Below are 22254 nucleotides of genomic sequence, written 5' to 3'. Positions count from 1 at the left end.
GCCACCGGTGGTTTGGCAAAGCCAGTTCCGCGGTGGCGCTGGCTTGGGGCGCGCCAGTGCCACTGCGCGCTCGCGGGGCCCGACATGCGGACTGGCAAAGCCCGTTTCACAAGGCCGCAACCGTTTCATCGATCCCGCGGCGCGGCGCTGCTGCTGGCCATGCTCACGGTCACGCTGGTGGCCACTTTTGCGGCGGCGGCCATGTGGCAGCAGTGGCGCGCGGTCGAGGTCGAGACGGCCGAGCGTGGCCGGGTCCAGTCCACCTGGATTTTGGTGGGTGCGCTCGACTGGTCTCGCCTCATCCTGCGCGAAGACGGCCGCTCGGGCGGTGCCGACCACCTGGCCGAGCCCTGGGCCGTGCCACTCCAAGAGGCGCGGCTGTCAACCTTTCTGGCAGCCGACAAGAACGTGAGCCAGGTCGATGACGCCAGCATCGACACCACCGAGGCGTTTCTGTCGGGGCAGATCTCGGACATGCAGGGGCGCCTGAACCTCATGAACCTGGCGGTCAGCGGGCCGGACCAGTCCTTGCCACTGCGGCAGTTCACGCGGCTGTTCGAGCGGCTCGGGCTGCCGCCGCAGGAGCTGAGCCTGCTGGCCGATGCCCTGCGGCGGGCCCAGGCCACCAGCGGCAATGACAGCAGCTCGGCGCCGCTGATGCCGCCCGCGGTGTCCCAACTCAGCTGGCTGGGGCTGAGCCCCACCACCGTGGCCACGCTCACCCCCCATGTGGCCGTGCTGCCTGTGCGCACGCCGGTCAACCTCAACACCGCCAACATCGATGTGCTGGTGGCCGCCATCGATGGCCTGGACATGGCCAGCGCCCAGAAGATCCTGCAGGCGCGCGAGTCCCGCCACTTCCGCACGCTCAGCGAGGTGCGCGACCTGCTCGGGGCCACCATCGACATTAACGAAGGCGCGCACGCCGTGGCCTCGTCCTACTTCGAGGTGCGGGGCCGCCTGCGCCTGGGCGACGTGATGGTGGACGAGCGTTCGCTGGTGCGCAAACAAGGCATTGAGGTGACCACCCTGTGGCGCGAACGCGGCGCTTTCGACCGCGAAACCACCCAGGGCCTGCCGCAGGGCCAGCGCTGAGAAGCATCCCATCCGCAACACATCCGCACGCTGGGCCGGGCACTGACATGCCCTCCCCCTAAAATGGCCTGCAAAACCCGTCCATGAGCACCCTCATCCTTTTCCTGCCGCTGGCCCGCCCGGGCCCCGCCACCGAGTACAGCTACACGCTGACGGCGGACGGCCACACCGCCACCCGACACGCCACCGCAGCGGCCGCGCTGCTGCCCGAGCCCACGCGCCCTGGTGGCGAGGTGGTGGCCGTGGTGCCGGCACGGGCACTGTCGTGGCAACGCGTGCAATTGCCCCCGGGGCTCGCGCTCGGCCCTGGGCAGCAGACGCCGCGACTGCGTTCCGTGCTCGACGGCCTGCTCGAAGACCGGGTGCTGGATGACGCCACGCAACTGCACTTTGCGCTGCAGCCCGGCGCGCAAGCCGGCGAGCCGCTGTGGGTGGCGGTGTGCGACCGAGCCTGGCTGCGCGACAACCTGCAGGCGCTGGAAGCCGCAGGCCGCCGTGTGTCGCGTGTGGTGCCTGAATTTGCCCCCGGGCCCACCGCCAGCGGGCGCCCCGAACTGTGCGCGCTGGGCACGCCAGAAGACGCCTGTGTGGTGCTGACTGGCCAGGGCGCCGACCAAGGCGTGGCGGTGCTGCCCTTGTCCAACATGGCCATCGCGCTGGCCCGCGCTGGCGCACCGGCTGAGGCCGCGCCACAAGACGGCGACGGTGACGCCCTGGTGGTGCGCGCCGAGCCCGCCGTGGCGGCGCTTGCCGAGCGCACCCTGGGCCAGCGTGTGGTGCTGCACACCGCCAGCCAGCGCGCGCTGGACGCGGCGCGAAGCGACTGGGACCTGGCCCAGTTCGACCTGGCTAGCACCGGACGCACGCGCGCGCTGCGCAAGGCGGGCAGTCTGGCCAGCGCCTTGCTCTATGCGCCGCAGTGGCGTGCCGCGCGCTGGGGCGCCGGGGTGCTTGTGGCAGCGCACCTGATCGGCCTCAATGCCTGGGCCTGGCAGGAACGCCAGTCGCTGGCCGCAAAACAAGCCGCCGTGCGCGCCACGCTGACGCAGACCTTCCCCAAGGTGCAGGTCGTCGTCGACGCACCGGTGCAAATGGAGCGGGAACTCGCCCAGCTGCGCCAGGCCGCCGGCAGCGTGTCCACGCGGGACCTGGAGCCCCTGCTGGCCGCCGCGGGCACGGCCCTGCCCGCCGGCCGCCAGCCCACGGGCATCGAATATTCCCCTGGTGAGCTGCGCCTGCGCGGCGTGGCGCTGCCTCCCGACGAGGAAACCGCCTTCACCACCCGGCTCGAGCCCCTGGGCTACCGCGCGCGGGTTGACGATGGCAGCCTGGTTCTACGGGCCAGCGCAGGAGGCAGCCAATGACACGCAACACCCCCACCACCGCAGCCCTGCGAGCGCGCTGGCAGGCCATGGCACCACGCGAACAGTCCCTGGTCCTGGCTGCAGGTGGACTGATCGCGTTCGCGCTGTTGTGGTGGCTGGCCGTGGCGCCTGCCCTGGCCACACTGCGCACCGCCCCCGCGCGCCATGCGGCGCTCGACACGCAGTTGCAGCAGATGCTGAGCCTGCAGGCCGAAGCCCAGCAGCTGCAATCGGCCCCACGCACCACCACCGGCGACGCCGTGGGCGCGCTGCGCACCGCCCTCACCCAGCGCCTGGGCAACACCGCCCAGCTCAACGTAGTGGGCGACCGGGCCACCGTCACGCTCAAAGGTGCGCCGGCCGACGCGCTGGGCCAGTGGCTGGCGCAAGCGCGCAGCAACGCCCGCGCCACGCCGGTCGAGGCGCGCCTGGTTCGCAGCACTGCGGCGGCCACCCCCGCGGCAGGTGGCACAACACCGGTGGTACTGGGCGCTGCAGCCGTGGCCATGCCGCGCTGGGACGGTACGTTGGTGCTGGCCCTGCCGGCCGCCCGCTGACCGACGCCGGATCACACGACCGACCTGCCCGACACACACGCGCCCTCTCCCATCGACAACCTTCCCCACGTGGCCACCAGCAACCGACACCGCAAGCCTCCCGTCCGCGCGCCCCGTTCCGCGTGGGGTTGGGCGCTGGCCGGCGCCGTGGCGGGCGTGCTGCCGGCGGTGGTGGTTTTTGCACCCGCGCAGTGGCTCGCACAAAGCGTGGCGCGCGCCACCCAGGGGCAGGTGCAGCTGCTGCAGGCGCGTGGCACGGTCTGGACCGGGTCCGCGCAACTGGTGCTGACCGGCGGCGCCGCCAGCCAAGACCGCGCTGCGCTGCCCGGCCGGGTGGACTGGCGCCTGCGCCCCAGCCTGACCGGCCTGAGCGCCCAGCTGCACGCGAGCTGCTGCACGCCCCAGCCCCTGCAGCTGCAAGTGCGGCCGCGCTGGGCCGGTCCGCTGGTCCTTGTCAAAGACGGCCAGAGCCAATGGCCGGCCGCCGTATTGGCCGGGCTGGGAACGCCCTGGAACACGCTGCAGCCGCAGGGCCAGCTGGCCGTGCAGACCCGCGGCCTTGCGGCCAGCTGGAACGCGGGCCGCATGACGCTGGCAGGCCAGGCCCAGATGGAGGCGCGCGCGATGTCTTCGCGCCTGTCCACCCTGCGGCCCATGGGCAGCTACCGTTTGGTGCTGGCGGGGGGCGAGGTGCCCACGCTCACGCTCAGCACGCTCGACGGCCACCTGCAATTGAACGGCACCGGCCAATGGGTGGGCCAGCGCCTGCGTTTTGCGGGCGAGGCCAGCGCCGCCCCCGAGCGCGAGGCGGCCCTGTCCAATCTCCTGAACATCATCGGACGGCGCAGCGGCGCGCGCTCCATCATCACCGTGGGTTGAACCTATGAATTCCCTGTTGTCACCACGCCTGGCATTTGCTATTAAAACAATAGCTGCAAGCGCCTTACTGACATGCGCTGGCGGCCAAATCAATGCTCAGACCGCGATCGACACCCGCACCGGCAGCGTGCGCTCGGGCGAGCCGGTCACGCTGAACTTCGCCAACGCCGAGATCGAGGCGGTGGCGCGCACCATGGCCACCATCACCGGCCGCAACGTGGTGGTGGACCCGCGCGTGAAGGGCCAGCTCAACCTGGTCACCGAACGCGCTGTGACCCCCGCCGCCGCCTTCCAGCAGTTCCTGGCCGCGCTGCGGCTGCAGGGCTTCACCGTGGTCGAGGCGGCGGGCCTGTACAAGGTGGTCCCCGAAGCCGACGCCAAGCTGCAGGGCGGCAGCGTGAGCGTGGTGCAAGGCAGTTCGGGCTCCGCACCCGGTGGCGGGCAGATCGTCACGCAGATCTTCAAACTGAATTTTGAAAACGCGGCCAACCTGGTGCCGGTGCTGCGCCCGCTGATCAGCCCCAACAACACCATCAACGTGAACCCCGGCAACAACTCGCTGGTGATCACCGACTACGCCGACAACCTGCAGCGCCTGGCGCGCATCGTGGCGGCGATGGATGTCTCGAACGCCAGCGACGTGGAAGTGATCCCGCTGCGCAATGCAGTGGCCACCGACCTCGCCCCGCTGGTGGCGCGCCTCATCGACGGCGGCAGCGGCACGGGCGCCGGCGCCGCGCCCGCAGCGGCGCCGGGCCAGGCCGATACCTCGTTCAAGACCACGCTGATTGCCGAGCCCCGCAGCAACTCGCTGATCCTGCGCGCCGCCAACCCCGCGCGCGTGTCCCAGGTGCGCGCACTGGTCGCCCAGCTGGACCAGGCGCCTGCGCCCGGCAGCAGCGCGGCCACCGGCAACATCCACGTGGTCTACCTGAAGAACGCCGATGCCACCAAGCTCGCCACCACGCTGCGTGCGGCCATGGCGGCCATGGGCACGGGCGGCAACGGTGGCGCGAGCGCCGGCGGCAGCAGCAGCCCGGCCGCGCCCAGCGGCGGGCTTAGCGGCGGCAGCAATGGGGGCAGCAGCATGTTGTCGGGCGGCAGTGGCTTGGCGGGCGGCAGCAGCAACAGCAGCTCCGGGCTGGGCGCTGGGAGCAGCGCCATGGGCACCAGCAACACCAACAACAACCAGCCCTCCACGGGCGGACAGATCCAGGCCGACCCGACCACCAACTCGCTCATCATCACTGCGCCCGAGCCGCTGTACCGCCAGCTGCGCGCAGTGATCGACAAGCTCGACGGCCGCCGCGCGCAGGTGCTGGTAGAGAGCCTGATCGTGGAAGTCTCCGCCACCAAGCTGGCCGAGTTCGGCATCCAGTGGCAGGGCATTCTGGGCAAACAGGGTGACGGCACCGTGGGCGTGATCGGTACCAATTCCGGCCAGGCAGGTGCAAACATCCTGGGCATTACCGCGGCGCTGGCGTCGGGCAATGTCTCCACCATCGGCACGGCCGCTGCCGGCCTGGGCCAGGGCCTGAACCTGGCGCTGGCACCCCGCGTCAACGGGCAGTATTACCTCGGCGCGCTGGCCAACTTTCTGCAAAACAGTGGCGATGCCAACGTGCTCTCCACGCCCAACCTGATGACGCTCGACAACGAAGAGGCGCGCATCATCATCGGCAACAACGTGCCCTTCGTCACCGGCTCGTACGCTAACACCACGGGCAGCAGCACCGTGAGCCCGTTCCAGACCGTGGAGCGCAAGGACGTGGGCCTGATGCTCAAGGTGCGCCCGCAGATCAGCGAGAACGGCACCGTAAAGATGGCGATCTACCAGGAGGTCTCCAAGATCGATACCTCCACGCTCAGCAATGCCAACGGCCCCAGCACCAGCAAGCGTTCTATCGAGTCGAACGTGGTGGTGGACGACGGCAGCATTATCGTGATCGGCGGCCTGCTGGAAGACAGCTACTCGCAAGGGCAAGACAAGGTCCCGCTGATGGGCGACCTGCCGGTGGTGGGCAACCTGTTCCGCAGCGAGACCCGCTCGCGCAACAAGACCAACCTCATGGTGTTTTTGCGTCCCATCGTCGTGCGCGACAACGCCACCAGCGATGCGCTGATGATGGACCGCTACGAGGCCATTCGCGCGCTGCAGCATGCCACCCAGCCTGCCCCAAGCCTGCCGATGAAGTCGGTGTCCGGCGCCCCAGTGCTGCCACCGCTGCCAGAGCGTGTGGTGCCCGTCGCCACCCCCATGCCCGTGCAGCCGGCCGCCCCCGTGCCGCTGCCCATGCAGCAGCTCACCCCCATCGCGCCGCCGGTGCAGCCGGCCCCGGCCGCGGCCCCCCTCAGCAGCGCGCCTGCCGAGCCCGTGGCAGCGGTGGCCAAGGCACAGGTCCCTGCGCCGCTGTACTACGTGAACGTGGGCGTGTTCGGCCAGGATGCGCAATCGCGCAGCACCCTGGCCAAGCTGCGCGACTCGGCCCTGCCGCTGTCGCTGCAGGCGGTGGACACCAACCGCGGCAAGGCCACCCGCGTGCGCGTGGGCCCTTTCTCGACCGAGGACGCGGCCCATGCCGCTGCCGCCACGGTGCGCGGCAAGCTGGCGCTGAACGCCACAGTGGCCGCCCAGGCGCTGTGAGCGTGTTGTTGACGCCGACAAGGAACTGACTCTCTATGCGCCACCCCTTGCCCTACGCCTTTGCGCGCACGGCCCAGCTGCTGCTGGAGGATGACGGCCAGCAGCTGGTGCTGTGGCATGGCCCGAGCCCCGATGCGGGCGCGCTGTCCGAGGTGCTGCGCAAGCACCCCGTGCACCAGTTGCTGCCGCTGGATGCGCCCGGTCTGGCGCAGCGCATTAGCGCGGCGTACTCGCACAGCGAGTCGAGCGCCGCCACGGTGGTGAGCGAGGTCGAAAGCGATGCCGACCTCTCGCGCATGATGCAGGAGCTGCCCGCGGTGGAAGACCTGCTGGAGTCCGCCGGCGACGCGCCCATCATCCGCATGCTGAACGCCCTGCTCACGCAGGCCGCGCGCGACGGCGCGAGCGATATCCACATTGAGCCGTACGAGCGCCATTCCAGCGTGCGCTTTCGGGTGGACGGCACGCTGCGCGAAGTCGTGCAGCCCAACCGCGCGCTGCACGCCGCGCTGATCTCGCGCCTGAAGATCATGGCGGACCTCGACATCTCCGAAAAGCGCCTGCCGCAGGACGGCCGCATCAGCCTGCGCCTGGGCACGCGTGCCATCGACGTGCGTGTGTCCACGCTGCCCAGCGCCCACGGCGAGCGCGCGGTGCTGCGGCTTTTGGACAAGAGCGAAAGCAAGCTGAGCCTGGAAGCCGTGGGCATGCAGGGCGACACCCTGCGCCGCTTCGAAGGCCTGATCTCGCAGCCGCACGGCATCATCCTGGTGACCGGGCCCACGGGCTCGGGCAAGACGACCACGCTGTACGCGGGCCTGGGGCGGCTCGATGCCACGCGCAACAACATCATGACGGTGGAAGACCCCATCGAGTACGAGCTGCCCGGCGTCGGTCAAACGCAAGTCAACAGCAAGATCGAGCTGACCTTTGCCAAGGCCTTGCGCGCCATCCTGCGCCAGGACCCGGACATCATCATGATCGGCGAAATCCGCGATTTCGAGACCGCGCAGATCGCCATCCAGGCCTCGCTGACGGGCCACCTGGTGCTGGCCACGCTGCACACCAACGACGCCGCCAGCGCGGTGACGCGGCTGACCGACATGGGCGTGGAGCCCTTCCTGCTGTCGTCGTCGCTGCTGGGTGTGCTGGCGCAGCGGCTGGTGCGCAAGTACTGCAGCCACTGCCATGGCAGCGGTTGCGAGCACTGCGGCCGGACGGGCTACACCGGCCGCACCGGGGTGTTCGAGCTCTTGGTGACCACCGACGCGATCCGAGCGCAAATCCACAACCAGGCGTCGGAGGCCGACATCCGCGCCGCTGCATTGGCCGATGGCATGGCATTGATGCGCGAGGACGGAGAGCGACTGATCGCCTCGGGCATCACCAGCCGCGAAGAAGTGCTGCGGGTGACGCGGGACTGAGCGCTGGGGCGGCGCAGGGGCGCTGGCACTGCTTCCGACTAGCGCACAGCGCGTTGCATCCACTGCTATTAATTTGATAGCTATCAGCGCTTATTGAATAAGCGCTAGCGACCAATAAAGCACAAAATCTGCACCACTGCCGGACGCACAGCGGCGCGCCGGGAGCCCTGCCCGCGTCCAGCCCCCCCTTCAGCGGCCCTACAGCGTAGGCCCCTTCCTGCACTGGCTTTGGCCCCTGGCCGCTGGAGCGACGCGCGGCATCCCGGAAGAATCTGTGGCTATCGCGTGGCGCCGCAGCAGCTTCGCTACCAGCGCCACCTTTCCGGTCCTTCCTTGCCTCGCAGTCCTTCCCCGCCTTGCCGTCGCTCATGCCCCCATCCCACACTCCGCCCCACGCCTGGCAATTCTTTCGCGCCGGGGGCGTAGACCAGGTCATCATCCGCACCGGCGAGGACATCGCCCGTCTGCCGGAGCTGGACCAGAAACTGTGGGTGGCGCTGGCCTGCCCCACGCGTGGCATCGAATTCGATGAACGCACGCTGGACCTCATCGACACCGACCACGATGGCCGCATCCGGCCGCCCGAGCTGCTGGCCGCCTGCGCCTGGGCCTGCGCGCAACTGCGCGACCCCGACGAGCTGACACGGCCCGGCGACACACTGGACATCGCCGCCATCGACGACCACACCGAGTCCGGTGCAGCGCTGGCAGGTGCGGCGCAGCGCATCCTGGCCCTGGCCGGTCAAGCCGATGCCACCGCCATTTCGCTGGCCGACGTGGTGGCACGCAGCGAGCACCTGAGTACCCAGCGGTTCAACGGCGACGGCATCATCACTGCAGACACTGCGCAGGACGACACGCTCGCGCGCGAGACCATCGAGCACATCCTGAAGACCCACGGAGGCACACCGCCGGTGGGCGACCCGCCGCTGCCCGGCATCGACGGCCCCCGCGCCGAGGCGTTTTTTGCCGACCTGGACAAGATCTCCGCCTGGGCCGCCAAGGCCCGGGAGGCGACGACTGCGCTCGCGCTGGGCGAACACACGCTCCAGGCCACCCAGGCCATGAACACAGTCGCCCACAAGGTGGAGGATTTCTTCGCCCGCAGCCAACTGGCGGCCTACGACCTGCGCGCGGCTACGGCCCTCAACCCGTCGCTGGAGGAATACACCGCCATGGCAGGCACCCAGCTGGATCTGTCGTCGCCCTCCATCACGGCCTTGCCGCTGGCGCCGATCACCCCCAAAGCTCTGCTGCCGCTGACCGAGGGCGTCAATCCGGCCTGGGCCGGCGCAGTGCGCACGTTCCGCGATCACACGGTGGCGCCGCTGCTGGGGCGCCAGGCAGATACCTTGACGCAGCAAGAATGGCACACCATCACCACGGCGCTGGCACCGTGCCAGCAGTGGCTGGCAGACCGGCCCGCCACCCCGCTGGATGTGCTGGGTGACGAGGTGCTGCACTCCTTGCACCGCAGCGACGCCCGGCAACGCGTGATGGCCCTGATCGCCGAGGACGAGGCCGAGCAGAAGCACAACGATCACACCAAAGACCTGGAGAAGCTTCTGCGCTTCAAGCGCGACCTGCTGGAGCTGCTGAACAACTTCGTGTCGTTCTCGGCGTTCTACCAACGCAAGGGCGCGATCTTTCAGGCCGGCACGCTGTACCTGGACGCGCGCAGCTGCGACCTGACGGTGCAGGTGGCCGACGCCGCGCAGCATGCCAAGCTGGCGGGTCTGGCCAAGACCTACCTGGCCTATTGCCAGTGCACACGCAGGGGCCAGAACATGGGCATCGTGGCGGCGTTCACGGCCGGCGATGTGGACTTTCTCTTCGTGGGCCGCAACGGCGTGTTCTACGACCGCAAGGGCCAGGACTGGGATGCCACGATCACGCGCATCGTCGAGAACCCGACCAGCATTGCCCAGGCCTTTCTGTCCCCCTACAAGAAGTTCGTGCGCCTGATCGAGGAGCAGGTGGCCAAGCGGGCTGCGGCCGGCGAGGCGCGTGCGCAAAAGTCGCTGGGGAGCACCGCAGGCGCACTGACCAACACACCGCTCAAGGCAGCGGGCACTGCCACCACCGCCGACACCCTCACTGCCACGGCGCCCCGGCGCACCGATGTGGGCACCGTGGCGGCCATTGGCGTGGCGCTGGGCAGCATCAGCGCAGTGCTGGTGGGGGTGTTTGCCAAGTTTGTGGACCTGGGGGTGTGGATACCGCTGGCGCTCGTGGGCATCGTGCTGGCCATCTCGGGCCCGAGCATGCTGATCGCCTGGCTCAAGCTGCGCCAGCGCAGCCTGGGACCGCTCTTGGATGCCAGCGGCTGGGCGATCAACGGACGCATGCGCATCAACACCCGGCTGGGCGGATCGCTGTCGCAAACGGCCAAGGTGCCTGACAACGCGCGCCGCACCTTGCAGGATCCGTTTGCCGAATCGAAGGCGCCGCTGTGGTGGAGCCTCAGCGCGCTGGTGGTGGTGCTGGTTTTGGGAATCACTGCGTGGCGTTTGCAGTGGCTGGACCGGTGGACAGCGCCCGCGAAGCCGGTGGCGCTACCGGTCGAATCAACACCTCCAGCCGCGGGCGGTGGGGTTCCCGCCGCCCCGCCAACTACGCCACCCACCTCACCAACCGCCCTGCCCGCAGCTGCAGGTGCAGCCTCGGCGGCGCGATGATCCCGCCTGCGGTAGGGGTGCGCTGAAGGCCGGGTGTTCACCGCCTTCAGTACGCGCCGGTGAACCGTTAGCGAATCTGCAGCGCGGGCCGGCGCGGTGTCTGCGCCACGGCGGGTGCAGGGACTTCGGCCGGCGCACTGAACGCAGCAGTTGCCGCCGTTGCGCCTTCCTGCAGCCTGAACTGCCTCACGGCGCTGGTCAGGTGTACGGCTTGTTCGCGCAGGGATTCCGATGCGGCGGTGGATTGCTCCACCAGCGCGGCGTTCTGCTGCGTCATCTGGTCGAGCTGGCTCACGGCCTGGCTGATCTGGCCGATGTTGTCGCTTTGCTCGGCCGACGACGCGGTGATCTCGCCAATGATGTCGGAGACGCGGCGCACGCTGCTCACGATTTCGGTCATGGTCTGGCCGGCCTGGCTGACCAGGCGCGAGCCGTCTTCCACCCGCTCGACCGACGAGGAGATCAGGCCCTTGATCTCTTTGGCGGCCTCGGCACTGCGCTGCGCCAGACTGCGCACTTCGCTGGCCACCACGGCAAAACCGCGGCCCTGCTCACCCGCCCGCGCGGCTTCCACGGCGGCATTCAGCGCCAGGATGTTGGTCTGGAACGCGATGGAGTCGATTACGCCGGTGATGTCGGCGATCTTGCGCGAGCTGGTGGTGATCTGGTCCATGGTGGTCACCACCTGCGAGACCACGGCGCCGCCACGTGCGGCCACTTCGGCTGCGGTGGAGGCGAAGTCGCTGGCCTGGCGCGAGGACTGCGCGCTTTGCTGCACGGTGCTGGTCAGCATCTCCATCGATGACGCGGTTTCCTCCAGGTTGGCGGCCGTCTGCTCGGTGCGGTGGCTCAGGTCGTGGTTGCCGCTCGCGATCTCGGAGCTGGCGGTGGAGATGTTGCCCGCGGCGTCCTGCACCTCACGCACCAGGCGGCGCAGGGCATCCTGCATGCGGCCCATGGCGGCCACCAATTGGCCGACCTCGTCCTGGTTCATGACCTCCACATCGCGCGACAGGTCGCCGCTGGCAATGCGGTCGGCCAGCTCCTGCGCCTGGCCCAGTGACTTGGTGATGGACCGCACGCTGAAAAACGTGAGCGGGATCAGCACGGCCAGCCCCAGCAGCAGGCCGATGCCGATGAGGGCCGACATGGTGGAGGTCCGCGACTCGACACCCGCACGGGCCTCGTCCATCTGCGCGCGGGCCGTGGTGGCCAGGCTGGAGAACAGCTTGTCGGTGGCCTCCATGTGAACCTTGAGCCGGTCGGCATAGGCGCCGCCGCCCGCGCCATCGAGCTGCGCACCCTCGATCTTCTCGAAGATGGGGGAAATGCCGGTTTCGTACTGCTTGATCTCGTCCAGCGACTTGTCGATGGACTCGACAAAGGCCTTGTCGCCCGACTGCACCTGGCGCACCTCAGCCAGGCTCTTGCGCAGCGCGGCCAGGGTCTTGGCCCAGCTCTCGCGCAGCGCGGAGACCTCGACCGAGTTGTTGAAGTTGATGATGATGTCTTTTTCGGTCCGGCGCAGGTCACCCAAGGTGGTACGCAGCTCCGACATGTCGGTCAAGGTCTGCACCCGCTCGGAGAACAAAACCTGCAGCGTGCCGCGCGTGCGGTCCAGTGCCACATAACCCATGCCGCCAATGACAACCAGCAAAATTAGGGAAAAGACGGTTCCGAAGTAAAGGCGCGTGCGGATGGAGAAGCGGCCCAGAGCATTCATGGCTCTTCCTTACATTTTTTAACAGACAACTCAGCATAGCAAATTTGGTGCCACACACCCACACCGCCGGTCTTCTGGACCGACGGGTTGGGCGGGACTATAGGGCCAGCTTGGAGGTCTGCCGCACAGGGTAAGCACCGCCCCGAGGGGGCTTTCAGGGAATCCTCGGGGCCAGTAGGCGGGCTTATGCCACCGGTATCACTGGAATGTAGAGCTGGCCCCCGCCTTGCTGGAACTCCGCGGCCTTGGCTTTCATGCCGCTGGCCAGCGCCTCCGCGTCTGCCACGCCCTTCTGCGCGGCAAATTCGCGCACCTCCTGCGTGATCTTCATCGAGCAGAACTTGGGCCCGCACATGGAGCAGAAGTGCGCCACCTTGGCGCTGTCCTTGGGCAGCGTCTCATCGTGGTATTCCTTGGCCGTGTCGGGGTCGAGGCCCAGGTTGAACTGGTCCTGCCAGCGAAAGTCAAAACGCGCCTGGCTCAATGCATCGTCGCGCGCGCGGGCACCGGGGTGGCCCTTGGCCACGTCGGCGGCGTGCGCGGCGATCTTGTACGCAATGATCCCCTGCTTGACGTCGTCGCGGTCAGGCAGGCCCAGGTGCTCCTTGGGCGTCACGTAGCACAGCATGGCCGTGCCCATCCAGCCGATCATGGCCGCGCCGATGGCGGACGCAATGTGGTCGTAGCCCGGTGCGATGTCGATGGTCAGCGGGCCCAGCGTGTAGAACGGCGCCTCGTGGCAGGTCTTGAGCTGCTCGGTCATGTTGGCCTGGATCATGTGCATGGGCACGTGGCCCGGGCCTTCGATCATGGTCTGCACGTCGTGCTTCCAGGCCACCTGGGTCAGCTCTCCCAGCGTGTGCAGCTCGGCGAACTGGGCTTCGTCGTTGGCGTCCGATGCGCAGCCGGGGCGCAGGCCGTCGCCCAGGCTGAACGACACGTCGTACGCCTTCATGATGTCGCAGATGTCTTCGAAATGCTCGTACAGGAAGCTCTCGCGGTGGTGCGCCATGCACCACTTGGCCATGATGGAGCCGCCGCGCGACACGATGCCCGTGCGCCGCTGCGCCGTAAGGTGGATGTACGCCAGGCGCACGCCAGCGTGGATGGTGAAGTAGTCCACGCCCTGCTCAGCCTGCTCGATCAGCGTGTCGCGATAGATCGCCCAGGTCAGGTCCTCGGCCACGCCGCCAACCTTCTCAAGCGCCTGGTAGATCGGCACCGTGCCAATCGGCACGGGCGAGTTGCGCACGATCCAGTCGCGCGTGGTGTGGATGTTCTTGCCGGTCGACAAATCCATCACGTTGTCGGCGCCCCAGCGGATCGCCCACACGAGCTTTTCGACTTCTTCCTCAATGCTCGAGGTGACAGCCGAGTTGCCGATGTTGGCGTTGATCTTGACTTTGAAGTTGCGCCCGATGGCCATGGGCTCGACCTCGGGGTGGTTGATGTTGGCGGGGATGATCGCGCGGCCCCGTGCCACCTCGTCGCGCACAAATTCGGGCGTGATGATGCGCGGGATGGTGGCGCCCATGGGGTTGCCCATCAGGCGCTTCTCGCGGCCTGCGTCGGCCATGTACTGCTCCATCCACTCGCGCTTGCCGTTTTCGCGGATGGCCACGTATTCCATCTCGGGGGTGACGATGCCTTTGCGTGCGTAGTGCATCTGCGTGACGTTGGCGCCAGCCTTGGCACGCAGGGGCTTGCGCTGCAGGGCGGCAGCCTCCGCGCGCAGCTGCGCCAGGCGGGTGGCGTCCTCGCTCTTTTGGCCGTCGTCCAGCGCCACGGGCGCGCGGCCTTCGTAGTGCTCCACATCGCCGCGGCCAGTGATCCAGCCACCGCGCACATCAGCCAGGCCCTTGCGCACATCGATCACGGCCTCGGCGTCGGTGTAGGGGCCCGAGGTGTCGTAGACGCTGACCTGCTCGCCGTTGGTCAACGCAATGTCGCGTACCGGCACGCGCAGGCCCGGGTGGACATGGCCCGGGATGTAGGCCTTGCGGGATGCGGGAAAAGGCTCGCGCGTGAGCGCCAGCAACTCGGCGAAGGTCTCGCGGGTGGCCAGCTGGGCGTGGGGATCGGGTGCGTTCATGGGGCAGGTCTCCTGGTTCCGGGGCGGTGGATGGCTGCTCCGGAATGGACCTGTGCGCCCCTCAGTGCGCGCGCGCCTGAGGCAAATGTGCCCGCACGGATGGCAGGCATGGGACAAGGAGGTCGGCTCTTCTTCCGCCGGTATGAACCGGATCAAGTTCGTCGGGTTCGCAAACCGCCTGAATTTCTTCAAGCGGTCCGCATCTCAGTGCATCAGCACACCCCGGAGCAGGCGCGAGTATAGGCCAGCGCTGCCGGCGCGCCCGCACCGCCCTCAGGCGAGCCGGCCGATGAGGATCACTGCAAAGAAAAACACGGCGGCAATCACTGTCCACTTCAGGATCACCAGCCCAAGCCGCTTGTAGCGTGCCTGGCCCGTGCCGGCGTAGAACGCAAACGACACGGCAGCTGCCAGAAGCAGCAGCATGGCAAGCCAGCGAAAGATCAGCACCGCGCGCCGCCGTTCACCATGCGCGCGCCGGCTGCGCAAAACCGCCGGGGGCTTGCCGTTCGTCTTCGAAGGTCACCACCTCCCACGCATCACGCTGGGCCAGCAGTTCGCGCAGCAGCCGGTTGTTCATGCCGTGGCCGGAACGGAAAGCACTGTAGGCCGCCAGGAGCGGCTTGCCGATGAGGTACAGGTCGCCCATGGCATCGAGGATCTTGTGCTTCACGAACTCATCGTCGTAGCGCAGGCCGTCGCTGTTGAGCACCTTGTAATCGTCCATCACGATGGCGTTGTCGAGCCCGCCGCCCAGGGCCAAGCCGTTGGATCGCATCATCTCGACATCGCGTGTGAAGCCAAAAGTGCGGGCGCGGGCGATGTCGCGGCTGTAGTTGCCCGCACCCATGTCGAACTCCACGCGCTGGCCGGTGGAGTCCACCGCAGGGTGGTCAAAATCGATCTCGAAGCTGAGCTTGTAGCCGTGGTACGGCACCAGACGCGCCCATTTGGTGTTGGCGCCCTCGCCCTCGCGCACCTCCACTGGCCGAGTAACGCGGATAAAACGCTTGGGCGCGTTCTGCAGTTCCACGCCAGCGCTCTGCAGCAGGAACACGAAGGACGCAGACGAACCGTCGAGGATGGGCACCTCTTCCGCCGTGATGTCGACGTACAGGTTGTCGATGCCCAGCCCCGCGCAGGCCGACATCAAATGCTCCACCGTATGCACCTTGGCGCTGCCCACCGCGATGGTGGAGGCCAGCCGGGTGTCGGTCACCGCCTCGGCACGGATGGGGATGTCCACAGGCTGCGGCAGGTCCACACGCCGGAAAACGATCCCGGTGTCCGGCTGCGCAGGCCGCAAGGTCAGCTCGACCCTCTGACCACTGTGCAGGCCTACGCCCACGGCGCGGGTGATCGTCTTGAGGGTGCGTTGCTGGAGCATCTTTGGATTTTAATGGGCCGACCCCGCACAAACCACCCGTTGCTGCCTATGACCCTGATAGGAAACGGAGAGCCGGAAACCGCGGCGCAAGCTGCCAGGGACACGCAGGTAGCGCCAAGAACGGCTGCTTGGCGCGCCCCGCGTAGCCAGACGGCGGTGGCTGCGCAGCTGAGGAGCATGCGAGCCAAATAGGAAGCGCGGTGGTGTAAACCGTCACGGCCCAATGCCAGAGACACCGCGCAAGGGCCGCCCCGCCGCGCTGGTGTCGTCCCCCTTCCCGGAGCGCGCAGCGCGCAGAGAGAAGGGGGAAGCGGCGCAAGCCGCTCAGGGGGAAGACCTCTACTAGTCGGCCTGCTTGCGCAGGAACGCCGGGATTTCCAGGTCGTCCATGCCACCCGACGACAGCGCGTCGACACGCGCGGCAGCCTGCGTGCGGTTGGTGCGCCACACGCTGGGCACCGACATGCTGCCGTAGTCGGCCTGTGTGCCGCCGGCGTGGCCGCCCTGCAAACCCACGGTCGAGCCCATCACGCCCGCGCCGGCCAGGGGCATCTGATAGGCCACGTTGTCCGTGCCGGTGCGCAGGCCGCCCTGCACCACCGAGATAGGCTGGCGGCGCGCGTTCTGGCGTGCCAGGCCGGTCGCAACCACCGTCACGCGGATCTCGTCGCCCAGGGTCTCGTCGTAGGCAGCGCCAAAGATCACGTGCGCATCGGGCGACGCGTAGGCATTGACCGTGGTCATTGCCATGCGCGATTCCGACAGCTTCAAGCTGCCCTTGGCGGCCGTCACCAGCACCAGGACGCCCTTAGCGCCCGACAGGTCGATGCCTTCCAGCAACGGGCAGGCAATCGCCTGCTCGGCCGCAATGCGCGCGCGGTCAGGGCCGCTGGCGGTGGCGGTGCCCATCATGGCCTTGCCGGGCTCGCCCATCACGGTGCGCACGTCTTCGAAGTCGACGTTCACTTGGCCGTATTCGTTGATGATTTCGGCAATCCCGCCCACGGCGTTCTTGAGCACGTCGTTGGCGTGTGCGAACGCTTCGTCCTGGGTGATGTCGTCGCCCAGCACTTCCAGCAGCTTTTCATTGAGCACCACGATCAGCGAGTCGACGTTGGCTTCCAGCTCGGCCAGGCCGTCGTCGGCGTTCTTCATGCGGCGGCCGCCTTCCCAGTCGAAGGGCTTGGTGACCACGCCCACGGTGAGGATGCCCATTTCCTTGGCCACGCGGGCGATCACGGGTGCAGCGCCCGTGCCCGTGCCGCCGCCCATGCCGGCGGTGATGAACAGCATGTGCGCGCCGTCAATCGCCAGGCGGATATCGTCCACGGCGGCTTCCGCAGCGTCGCGGCCCTTGTCGGGCTTGCTGCCTGCACCCAGGCCACTGCCACCCAGCTGGATGATGCGGTGGGCAGAGCTGCGGGTCAGCGCCTGCGCGTCGGTGTTGGCGCAGACAAACTCCACGCCCTGCACGCTGCGGGCAATCATGTGCTCGACGGCATTGCTGCCGCCGCCGCCCACGCCGATCACCTTGATCTGGGTGCCCTGGTTGAATTCTTCGGCTTCGATCATTTCGATGGTCATGTTGGAGCTCCTGGTACTAAATTTGTTTGCAAACGCGAAATTCGGAATGTGGGGATGGGTGTGGGTGGTAGTCGGTGCGCCGGTGGTCCGGTACATCGCCACCGCTCGCGCGGTAGCCAGTGCGGACTCCCTCGCGCCAACCACAAGGCCCCCACGCTTGCCACTGCGTGTGCTGCGCTGCCCCCCATGGGGGCCTTCGCGCCTTGGGGCGGCCCGGCGGCGCTCATTCCTGGGTATTTCATGGTCAGAAATTCCCCACGATGAAATCTTTGAAGCGGCCAAACGCGGTCTTCATCGACCCGCTCTTTTGCGCCACCTTGAAGCCGCGCAACCGTGCCAGGCGCGCCTCTTCGAGCAGCCCCATGACGGTGGCGGCGCGGGGCTGGGCCACCATGTCGGACAGGGCGCTGGAATATTTTGGAATGCCACGCCGCACGGGCTTCAAGAAGATGTCCTCGCCGAGTTCGATCATCCCGGGCATCACCGAGCTGCCGCCCGTGAGCACGATGCCCGAGGACAGCACCTCTTCATACCCTGACTCACGGATCACCTGCTGCACCAGCGAGAAGATCTCTTCCACCCGGGGCTCGATCACGCCCGCCAGCGCCTGCTTGCTCAGCATGCGCGGGCTGCGGTCGCCCAGGCCGGGCACTTCCACCTGCGCCTCCGGGTCGGCCAGCAGCTGCTTGGCGTAGCCGCTTTCGACCTTGATGTCTTCGGCATCCTTCGTCGGGGTGCGCAGCGCCATCGCGATGTCGCTGGTGATGAGGTCGCCCGCAATCGGGATCACCGCGGTGTGGCGGATCGCCCCGCCGGTGAAGATCGCCACGTCGGTCGTCCCGGCGCCGATGTCGACCACCACCACGCCCAGCTCGCGCTCGTCGTCGGTCAGCACGGCCTGGCTGCTGGCCAGCGGGTTCAGCATGAGCTGCTCGACCTCCAGACCACAGCGGCGCACGCACTTGATGATGTTTTCGGCCGCGCTCTGCGCGCCGGTCACGATGTGAATCTTGGCCTCCAGGCGGATGCCGCTCATGCCGATGGGCTCCTTCACGTCCTGCCCGTCGATCACGAACTCCTGCGGCTCCACCAGCAAAAGGCGCTGGTCGCTGCTGATGTTGATGGCCTTGGCCGTCTCCACCACGCGCGCCACGTCGGCCGAGGTGACTTCCTTGTCCTTCACGGCCACCATGCCGCTGGAGTTGAGGCCGCGGATGTGGCTGCCGGTGATGCCGGTGTACACGCGCTGGATCTTGCAGTCGGCCATCAGCTCGGCCTCTTTCAGCGCCTGCTGAATGCTCTGCACCGTCGCGTCGATGTTCACCACCACGCCGCGCTTGAGGCCATTGCTCGGGGCCACGCCCAGGCCTGCCAGCTTGAGCTCGCCATTGGGCAGTACCTCGGCCACCACGGCCATGACCTTGGCCGTGCCGATATCGAGCCCCACCACAACGTCTTTGTATTCTCTTGCCATATCAGTCCCTGTCCTTCTCTGTTCTGCCCCGCCGCCCCTCGGTCGCCACCACGCCCTGGTGCACGTTCTTCAGCGTTCTTCTCAGCGATGTTCTTTGCCGCATGCCACTACCTCCTGCGCACGGTGGCCGTGGCACCCGTGCCATCGGGAATCACGGTGCTCACGCCCCGCATGCGCAGCGCATACCCGCCCGTGTGGCGCAGGTCCGCGGACTCGAGCGCGTCCACGCGCCGGCCGTACTGCGCCGCCACCTGCGTGAGCGTGCGCGTGAAGCGCTGGGTGCGCTGCACCACTTCCTCGCGCGTGCCGCCGCCCAGTTCGATCACCGCATCGCTGTCCAGCGTCGCGCGCCATCCGCCCCGGCCTGTGAGTTCCAGCGTGTCCACGTCCAGCCCCAGGGGCTTGAACACCGGCTTGAGCACCGCGTACATCTGCAGCACCTCGGGTGAGCTGCCCGCCGGCCCCAGCAGGCGCGGCAGGCCTTCCTGCTCGACATCGCCCACGTTGGCCTCGAAGACTTCGCCTTGGGCATTGACCAGGGCCGATCCGCTCTCGGGGCCCCAGTACGCTACGGCGTCGTGCTCTTGCAGCTGCACGAACAGGCTGCCGGGGTACACCCGCTGCACCTGCGCACGGCGCACCCAGGGCACCTGCTCGAAGGCCGCACGGGCGGCGCGCAGGTCGACCGTAAAAAAATTGCCTGCCAGGTGCGGCGCCACATTGGCCCGCAGCGTGACCGCGTTGTTGTGCACCAGGTCGCCCTGCACCACGATGCGCGACACGGCAAAGCCGGGATAACGCAACACCCACCAGGCCCCCGCCGCCAGCACGCCCAGCGCCAGGCCCACGAACAGGGCCGAGGCGGTCCAGTTCATGAGCTTGACGTCCAGCGGCGCGGGCAGCGTGGAGTTCATGGGTGGGCGGCTCCTTGGGCGGTGCGCGGCGTGGTATCCAGCGCTGCATCGGCCAGGATGCGCAGGCACAGTTCTTCGTAGCTGATACCCGCAGCACGCGCAGACATGGGCACGAGCGAGTGACCGGTCATGCCGGGCGACGTGTTCATCTCCAGCAGGAAGGGCTTGCGGTCGCTGGCGCGGATCATCAGATCGGCGCGGCCCCAACCCCGGCAGCCGAGGGTGCGGTAAGCGGCGAGCACGATGCGCTGGATCTCGCGCTCTTCGGCTTCGGGCAGGCCGCTCGGGCACTGGTACTTCACATCGTCGGTGAAGTACTTGTTCTGGTAGTCGTAGGCGCCATCCGGCGCTGCGATGCGGATCACCGGCAACACCACCGCGCCGGCGCCCTGACCCAGCACCGGGCAGGTCACTTCCTCGCCGTCGATGAACTCCTCGCAGAGCACATCGGGGTCGTAGCGGGCCGACAGGGCCACGGCTTCCTGCATGTCCGAATAGCCACGCACCTTGGTCACGCCGATGGACGAGCCCTCGCGCGGCGGCTTCACGATGAGGGGCAGTCCCAGTTCGTCGGGCACGGTGCGCACCACCTCGCGCTGCTGACGGTCGGGTGCCAGCCACACGTAGCGTGGCGTGGGCAGGCCCTCGGCCAGCCACACCCGCTTGGTCATGACCTTGTCCATGGCAATGGCCGAGGCCATCACGCCCGGGCCCGTGTAGGGGATGCCCAGCAGTTCCAGCGCGCCCTGCACCGTGCCGTCTTCGCCATGGCGGCCGTGCAGCGCGATGAAGCAGCGGGCATAACCGTCACGCTTGAGATCGCCCAGCGCGTTCTGCACGGGGTCGAACGCATGCGCGTCCACGCCGCTGGAGCGCAGCGCCTGCAGCACGCCGCTGCCGGACATGAGCGAGACCTCGCGCTCGGCCGAGTCACCGCCCATCAGCACGGCGACCTTGCCCAGGGTTTTCACATCGAAATTTGAATCAAAAACGGTCATAGCGCGCTCCCCTCCAGCGCTTTCAGCTCATTATTTTGTAGCATATCCACCACCTTGCCGGGCACGGCCCCAATGGAGCCAGCGCCCATGCACATCACCACGTCGCCATTGCGCGCGTTGTCGGCAATCGCTTGCGGCAAGTCGGCCACGTTGTCGACGAATACCGGCTCCACGCGCCCGGCCACGCGCAGCGCGCGGGCCAGCGAACGGCCATCGGCGGCGACGACCGGCGCTTCGCCGGCGGCATACACCTCGGTCAGCAGCACCGCGTCGGCGTTGCCAATGACCTTGACGAAATCCTCAAAACAGTCGCGCGTGCGGCTGTAGCGGTGCGGCTGGAACGCCAGCACCAGGCGCCGACCGGGAAAGGCACCGCGCGCAGCCGCCAGCGTGGCGGCCATCTCCACCGGGTGGTGGCCGTAGTCGTCGATCACGGTGAACGTACCGCCGTCTTTGGCGGGCAGATCGCCGTAATGTTGGAAGCGCCGGCCCACGCCCTTGAAACCAGCCAGCGCACGCTGCACCGCTTCGTCGGGGATGTTGAGCTCCACCGCCACCGCAATGGCAGACAGCGCGTTCAGCACGTTGTGCTCGCCCGCGAGGTTGAGCACGATGTCCAGGTCGGGCAGCGTCACGCCGTTGCGGCGCTGCACGGTAAAGCGCATCTGGCCGGCATCGGCGCGCACGTTGATTGCGCGTACCTGGGCGTCTTCGGAAAACCCGTAGCTCGTGATCGGGCAGTTCACGCTTTGCAGGATGTCGCGCACGGCCGGGCTGTCCACACACAACACCGCCGTGCCGTAGAACGGCATGCGGTGCAGGAACTCGACAAACGCACCCTTGAGCCGGCTGAAGTCGTGACCATAGGTCTCCATGTGGTCGGCGTCGATGTTGGTCACCACAGCCATCACCGGCAGCAGGTTCAGAAACGACGCGTCGGACTCGTCGGCCTCGACCACGATGTAGTCGCCGCTGCCCAACTTGGCATTGGCGCCCGCGCTGTTGAGCTTGCCGCCGATCACAAACGTCGGGTCCAGACCCGCCTCGGCCAGCACGCAGGTCACCAGGCTGGTGGTGGTCGTCTTGCCGTGGGTGCCGGCAATGGCGATGCCTTGCTTCAAGCGCATCAGCTCGGCCAGCATGAGTGCGCGGGGCACCACGGGGATCTTCTTCTCGCGCGCGGCCAGCACTTCAGGGTTGTCGGGCGTGACTGCGGTGGATGTGACCACCGCATCGGCTCCGTCGATGTGCGCCGCCGCGTGGCCCAGGCAGGTCTTGATGCCCAGGCCTTCCAGGCGACGCAGCGTGGCGCTGTCGGCCAGGTCCGAGCCCGAGATGCGGTAGCCCAAGTTGAACAACACCTCGGCAATGCCGCTCATGCCGGCGCCGCCCAAGCCGACGAAATGGATGTGCCTGATCGCATGCTTCATAGAGCCTGTCC

Annotated in this window: 16 protein-coding genes and 1 riboswitch; of the genes, 7 read left to right on the top strand and 9 right to left on the bottom strand. The window is 67.9% G+C overall.

The genetic code is table 11. The features are described from left to right. Nucleotides 1-84: 84 nt before the first annotated feature. The 7 genes from gspK (at nucleotide 85) to ACSQ3Q_RS04475 (ending at nucleotide 10641) form a co-directional block, all read left to right on the top strand. Complete coding sequence (gene gspK, locus ACSQ3Q_RS04505) at nucleotides 85-1095, top strand: type II secretion system minor pseudopilin GspK (protein WP_436133214.1); 1011 nt, start codon at nucleotides 85-87, stop codon at nucleotides 1093-1095. A gap of 83 nt (nucleotides 1096-1178) precedes the next feature. Next, the gene (gene gspL / locus ACSQ3Q_RS04500; RefSeq protein WP_436133213.1) at nucleotides 1179-2459 is read left to right on the top strand and encodes a type II secretion system protein GspL; all 1281 of its coding nucleotides are present in this window, start codon (nucleotides 1179-1181) and stop codon (nucleotides 2457-2459) included. Further along, nucleotides 2456-3016: a type II secretion system protein GspM gene (gspM, locus tag ACSQ3Q_RS04495; protein ID WP_436133212.1), complete on the top strand. Its 561-nt coding sequence runs from the start codon at nucleotides 2456-2458 to the stop codon at nucleotides 3014-3016. The genes gspL and gspM overlap by 4 nt, the downstream gene beginning before the upstream one ends. A gap of 69 nt (nucleotides 3017-3085) precedes the next feature. Then, on the top strand, nucleotides 3086-3895 hold the full coding sequence (gene gspN, locus ACSQ3Q_RS04490; protein WP_436133211.1) for a type II secretion system protein N: 810 nt from the start codon (nucleotides 3086-3088) through the stop codon (nucleotides 3893-3895). A gap of 4 nt (nucleotides 3896-3899) precedes the next feature. Beyond that, nucleotides 3900-6539 (top strand): type II secretion system secretin GspD, encoded by a 2640-nt coding sequence (gene gspD / locus ACSQ3Q_RS04485; RefSeq protein WP_436133210.1) that lies wholly within the window; start codon nucleotides 3900-3902, stop codon nucleotides 6537-6539. 35 nt (nucleotides 6540-6574) lie between these two features. After that, a complete protein-coding gene (locus tag ACSQ3Q_RS04480) occupies nucleotides 6575-7963 on the top strand; it encodes a GspE/PulE family protein (protein WP_436133209.1) in 1389 nt (462 codons plus the stop codon). A gap of 368 nt (nucleotides 7964-8331) precedes the next feature. Continuing rightward, the gene (locus ACSQ3Q_RS04475) at nucleotides 8332-10641 is read left to right on the top strand and encodes a hypothetical protein (RefSeq protein ID WP_436133208.1); all 2310 of its coding nucleotides are present in this window, start codon (nucleotides 8332-8334) and stop codon (nucleotides 10639-10641) included. Nucleotides 10642-10708: 67 nt separating this feature from the next. Here the strand turns inward: ACSQ3Q_RS04475 and ACSQ3Q_RS04470 are convergent, their stop codons facing one another. The 9 genes from ACSQ3Q_RS04470 to murC all read right to left on the bottom strand — a co-directional run bounded on the left by ACSQ3Q_RS04470 (nucleotide 10709) and on the right by murC (nucleotide 22243). After that, nucleotides 10709-12364, bottom strand: coding sequence for a methyl-accepting chemotaxis protein (locus tag ACSQ3Q_RS04470; RefSeq protein WP_436133207.1), 1656 nt, complete (start codon nucleotides 12362-12364; stop codon nucleotides 10709-10711). Between the two features lie 184 nt (nucleotides 12365-12548). Continuing rightward, nucleotides 12549-14456, bottom strand: coding sequence for a phosphomethylpyrimidine synthase ThiC (thiC, locus tag ACSQ3Q_RS04465; RefSeq protein ID WP_436133206.1), 1908 nt, complete (start codon nucleotides 14454-14456; stop codon nucleotides 12549-12551). 112 nt (nucleotides 14457-14568) lie between these two features. Beyond that, nucleotides 14569-14691: riboswitch (TPP riboswitch) on the bottom strand. A gap of 38 nt (nucleotides 14692-14729) precedes the next feature. Beyond that, nucleotides 14730-14882, bottom strand: a complete 153-nt coding sequence (locus ACSQ3Q_RS04460) for a hypothetical protein (protein WP_436137071.1) — start codon at nucleotides 14880-14882, stop codon at nucleotides 14730-14732. Nucleotides 14883-14919: 37 nt separating this feature from the next. After that, nucleotides 14920-15843 carry a UDP-3-O-acyl-N-acetylglucosamine deacetylase gene (lpxC, locus tag ACSQ3Q_RS04455; protein WP_436133205.1) on the bottom strand — a complete coding sequence of 308 codons (924 nt, stop codon included), beginning with the start codon at nucleotides 15841-15843 and terminating at the stop codon, nucleotides 14920-14922. Between the two features lie 342 nt (nucleotides 15844-16185). Further along, complete coding sequence (ftsZ, locus tag ACSQ3Q_RS04450; protein WP_436133204.1) at nucleotides 16186-17427, bottom strand: cell division protein FtsZ; 1242 nt, start codon at nucleotides 17425-17427, stop codon at nucleotides 16186-16188. Nucleotides 17428-17671: 244 nt separating this feature from the next. Continuing rightward, entirely contained in the window at nucleotides 17672-18901 is a 1230-nt protein-coding gene (gene ftsA, locus ACSQ3Q_RS04445; RefSeq protein ID WP_436133203.1) for a cell division protein FtsA, read from the bottom strand. Nucleotides 18902-19008: 107 nt separating this feature from the next. Beyond that, nucleotides 19009-19815: a cell division protein FtsQ/DivIB gene (locus ACSQ3Q_RS04440; RefSeq protein WP_436133202.1), complete on the bottom strand. Its 807-nt coding sequence runs from the start codon at nucleotides 19813-19815 to the stop codon at nucleotides 19009-19011. After that, entirely contained in the window at nucleotides 19812-20813 is a 1002-nt protein-coding gene (locus ACSQ3Q_RS04435; protein ID WP_436133201.1) for a D-alanine--D-alanine ligase, read from the bottom strand. The genes ACSQ3Q_RS04440 and ACSQ3Q_RS04435 overlap by 4 nt, the downstream gene beginning before the upstream one ends. Then, on the bottom strand, nucleotides 20810-22243 hold the full coding sequence (gene murC, locus ACSQ3Q_RS04430) for a UDP-N-acetylmuramate--L-alanine ligase (protein WP_436133200.1): 1434 nt from the start codon (nucleotides 22241-22243) through the stop codon (nucleotides 20810-20812). Before murC ends, ACSQ3Q_RS04435 begins: the two co-directional genes overlap by 4 nt. Nucleotides 22244-22254 lie beyond the last annotated feature (11 nt).

Origin of the sequence: Acidovorax sp. LjRoot129 (genome assembly GCF_964253765.1) — a bacterium.
Lineage (GTDB): Bacteria > Pseudomonadota > Gammaproteobacteria > Burkholderiales > Burkholderiaceae_C > Acidovorax.
This window is presented reverse-complemented; position numbering and strand designations above follow the sequence as displayed.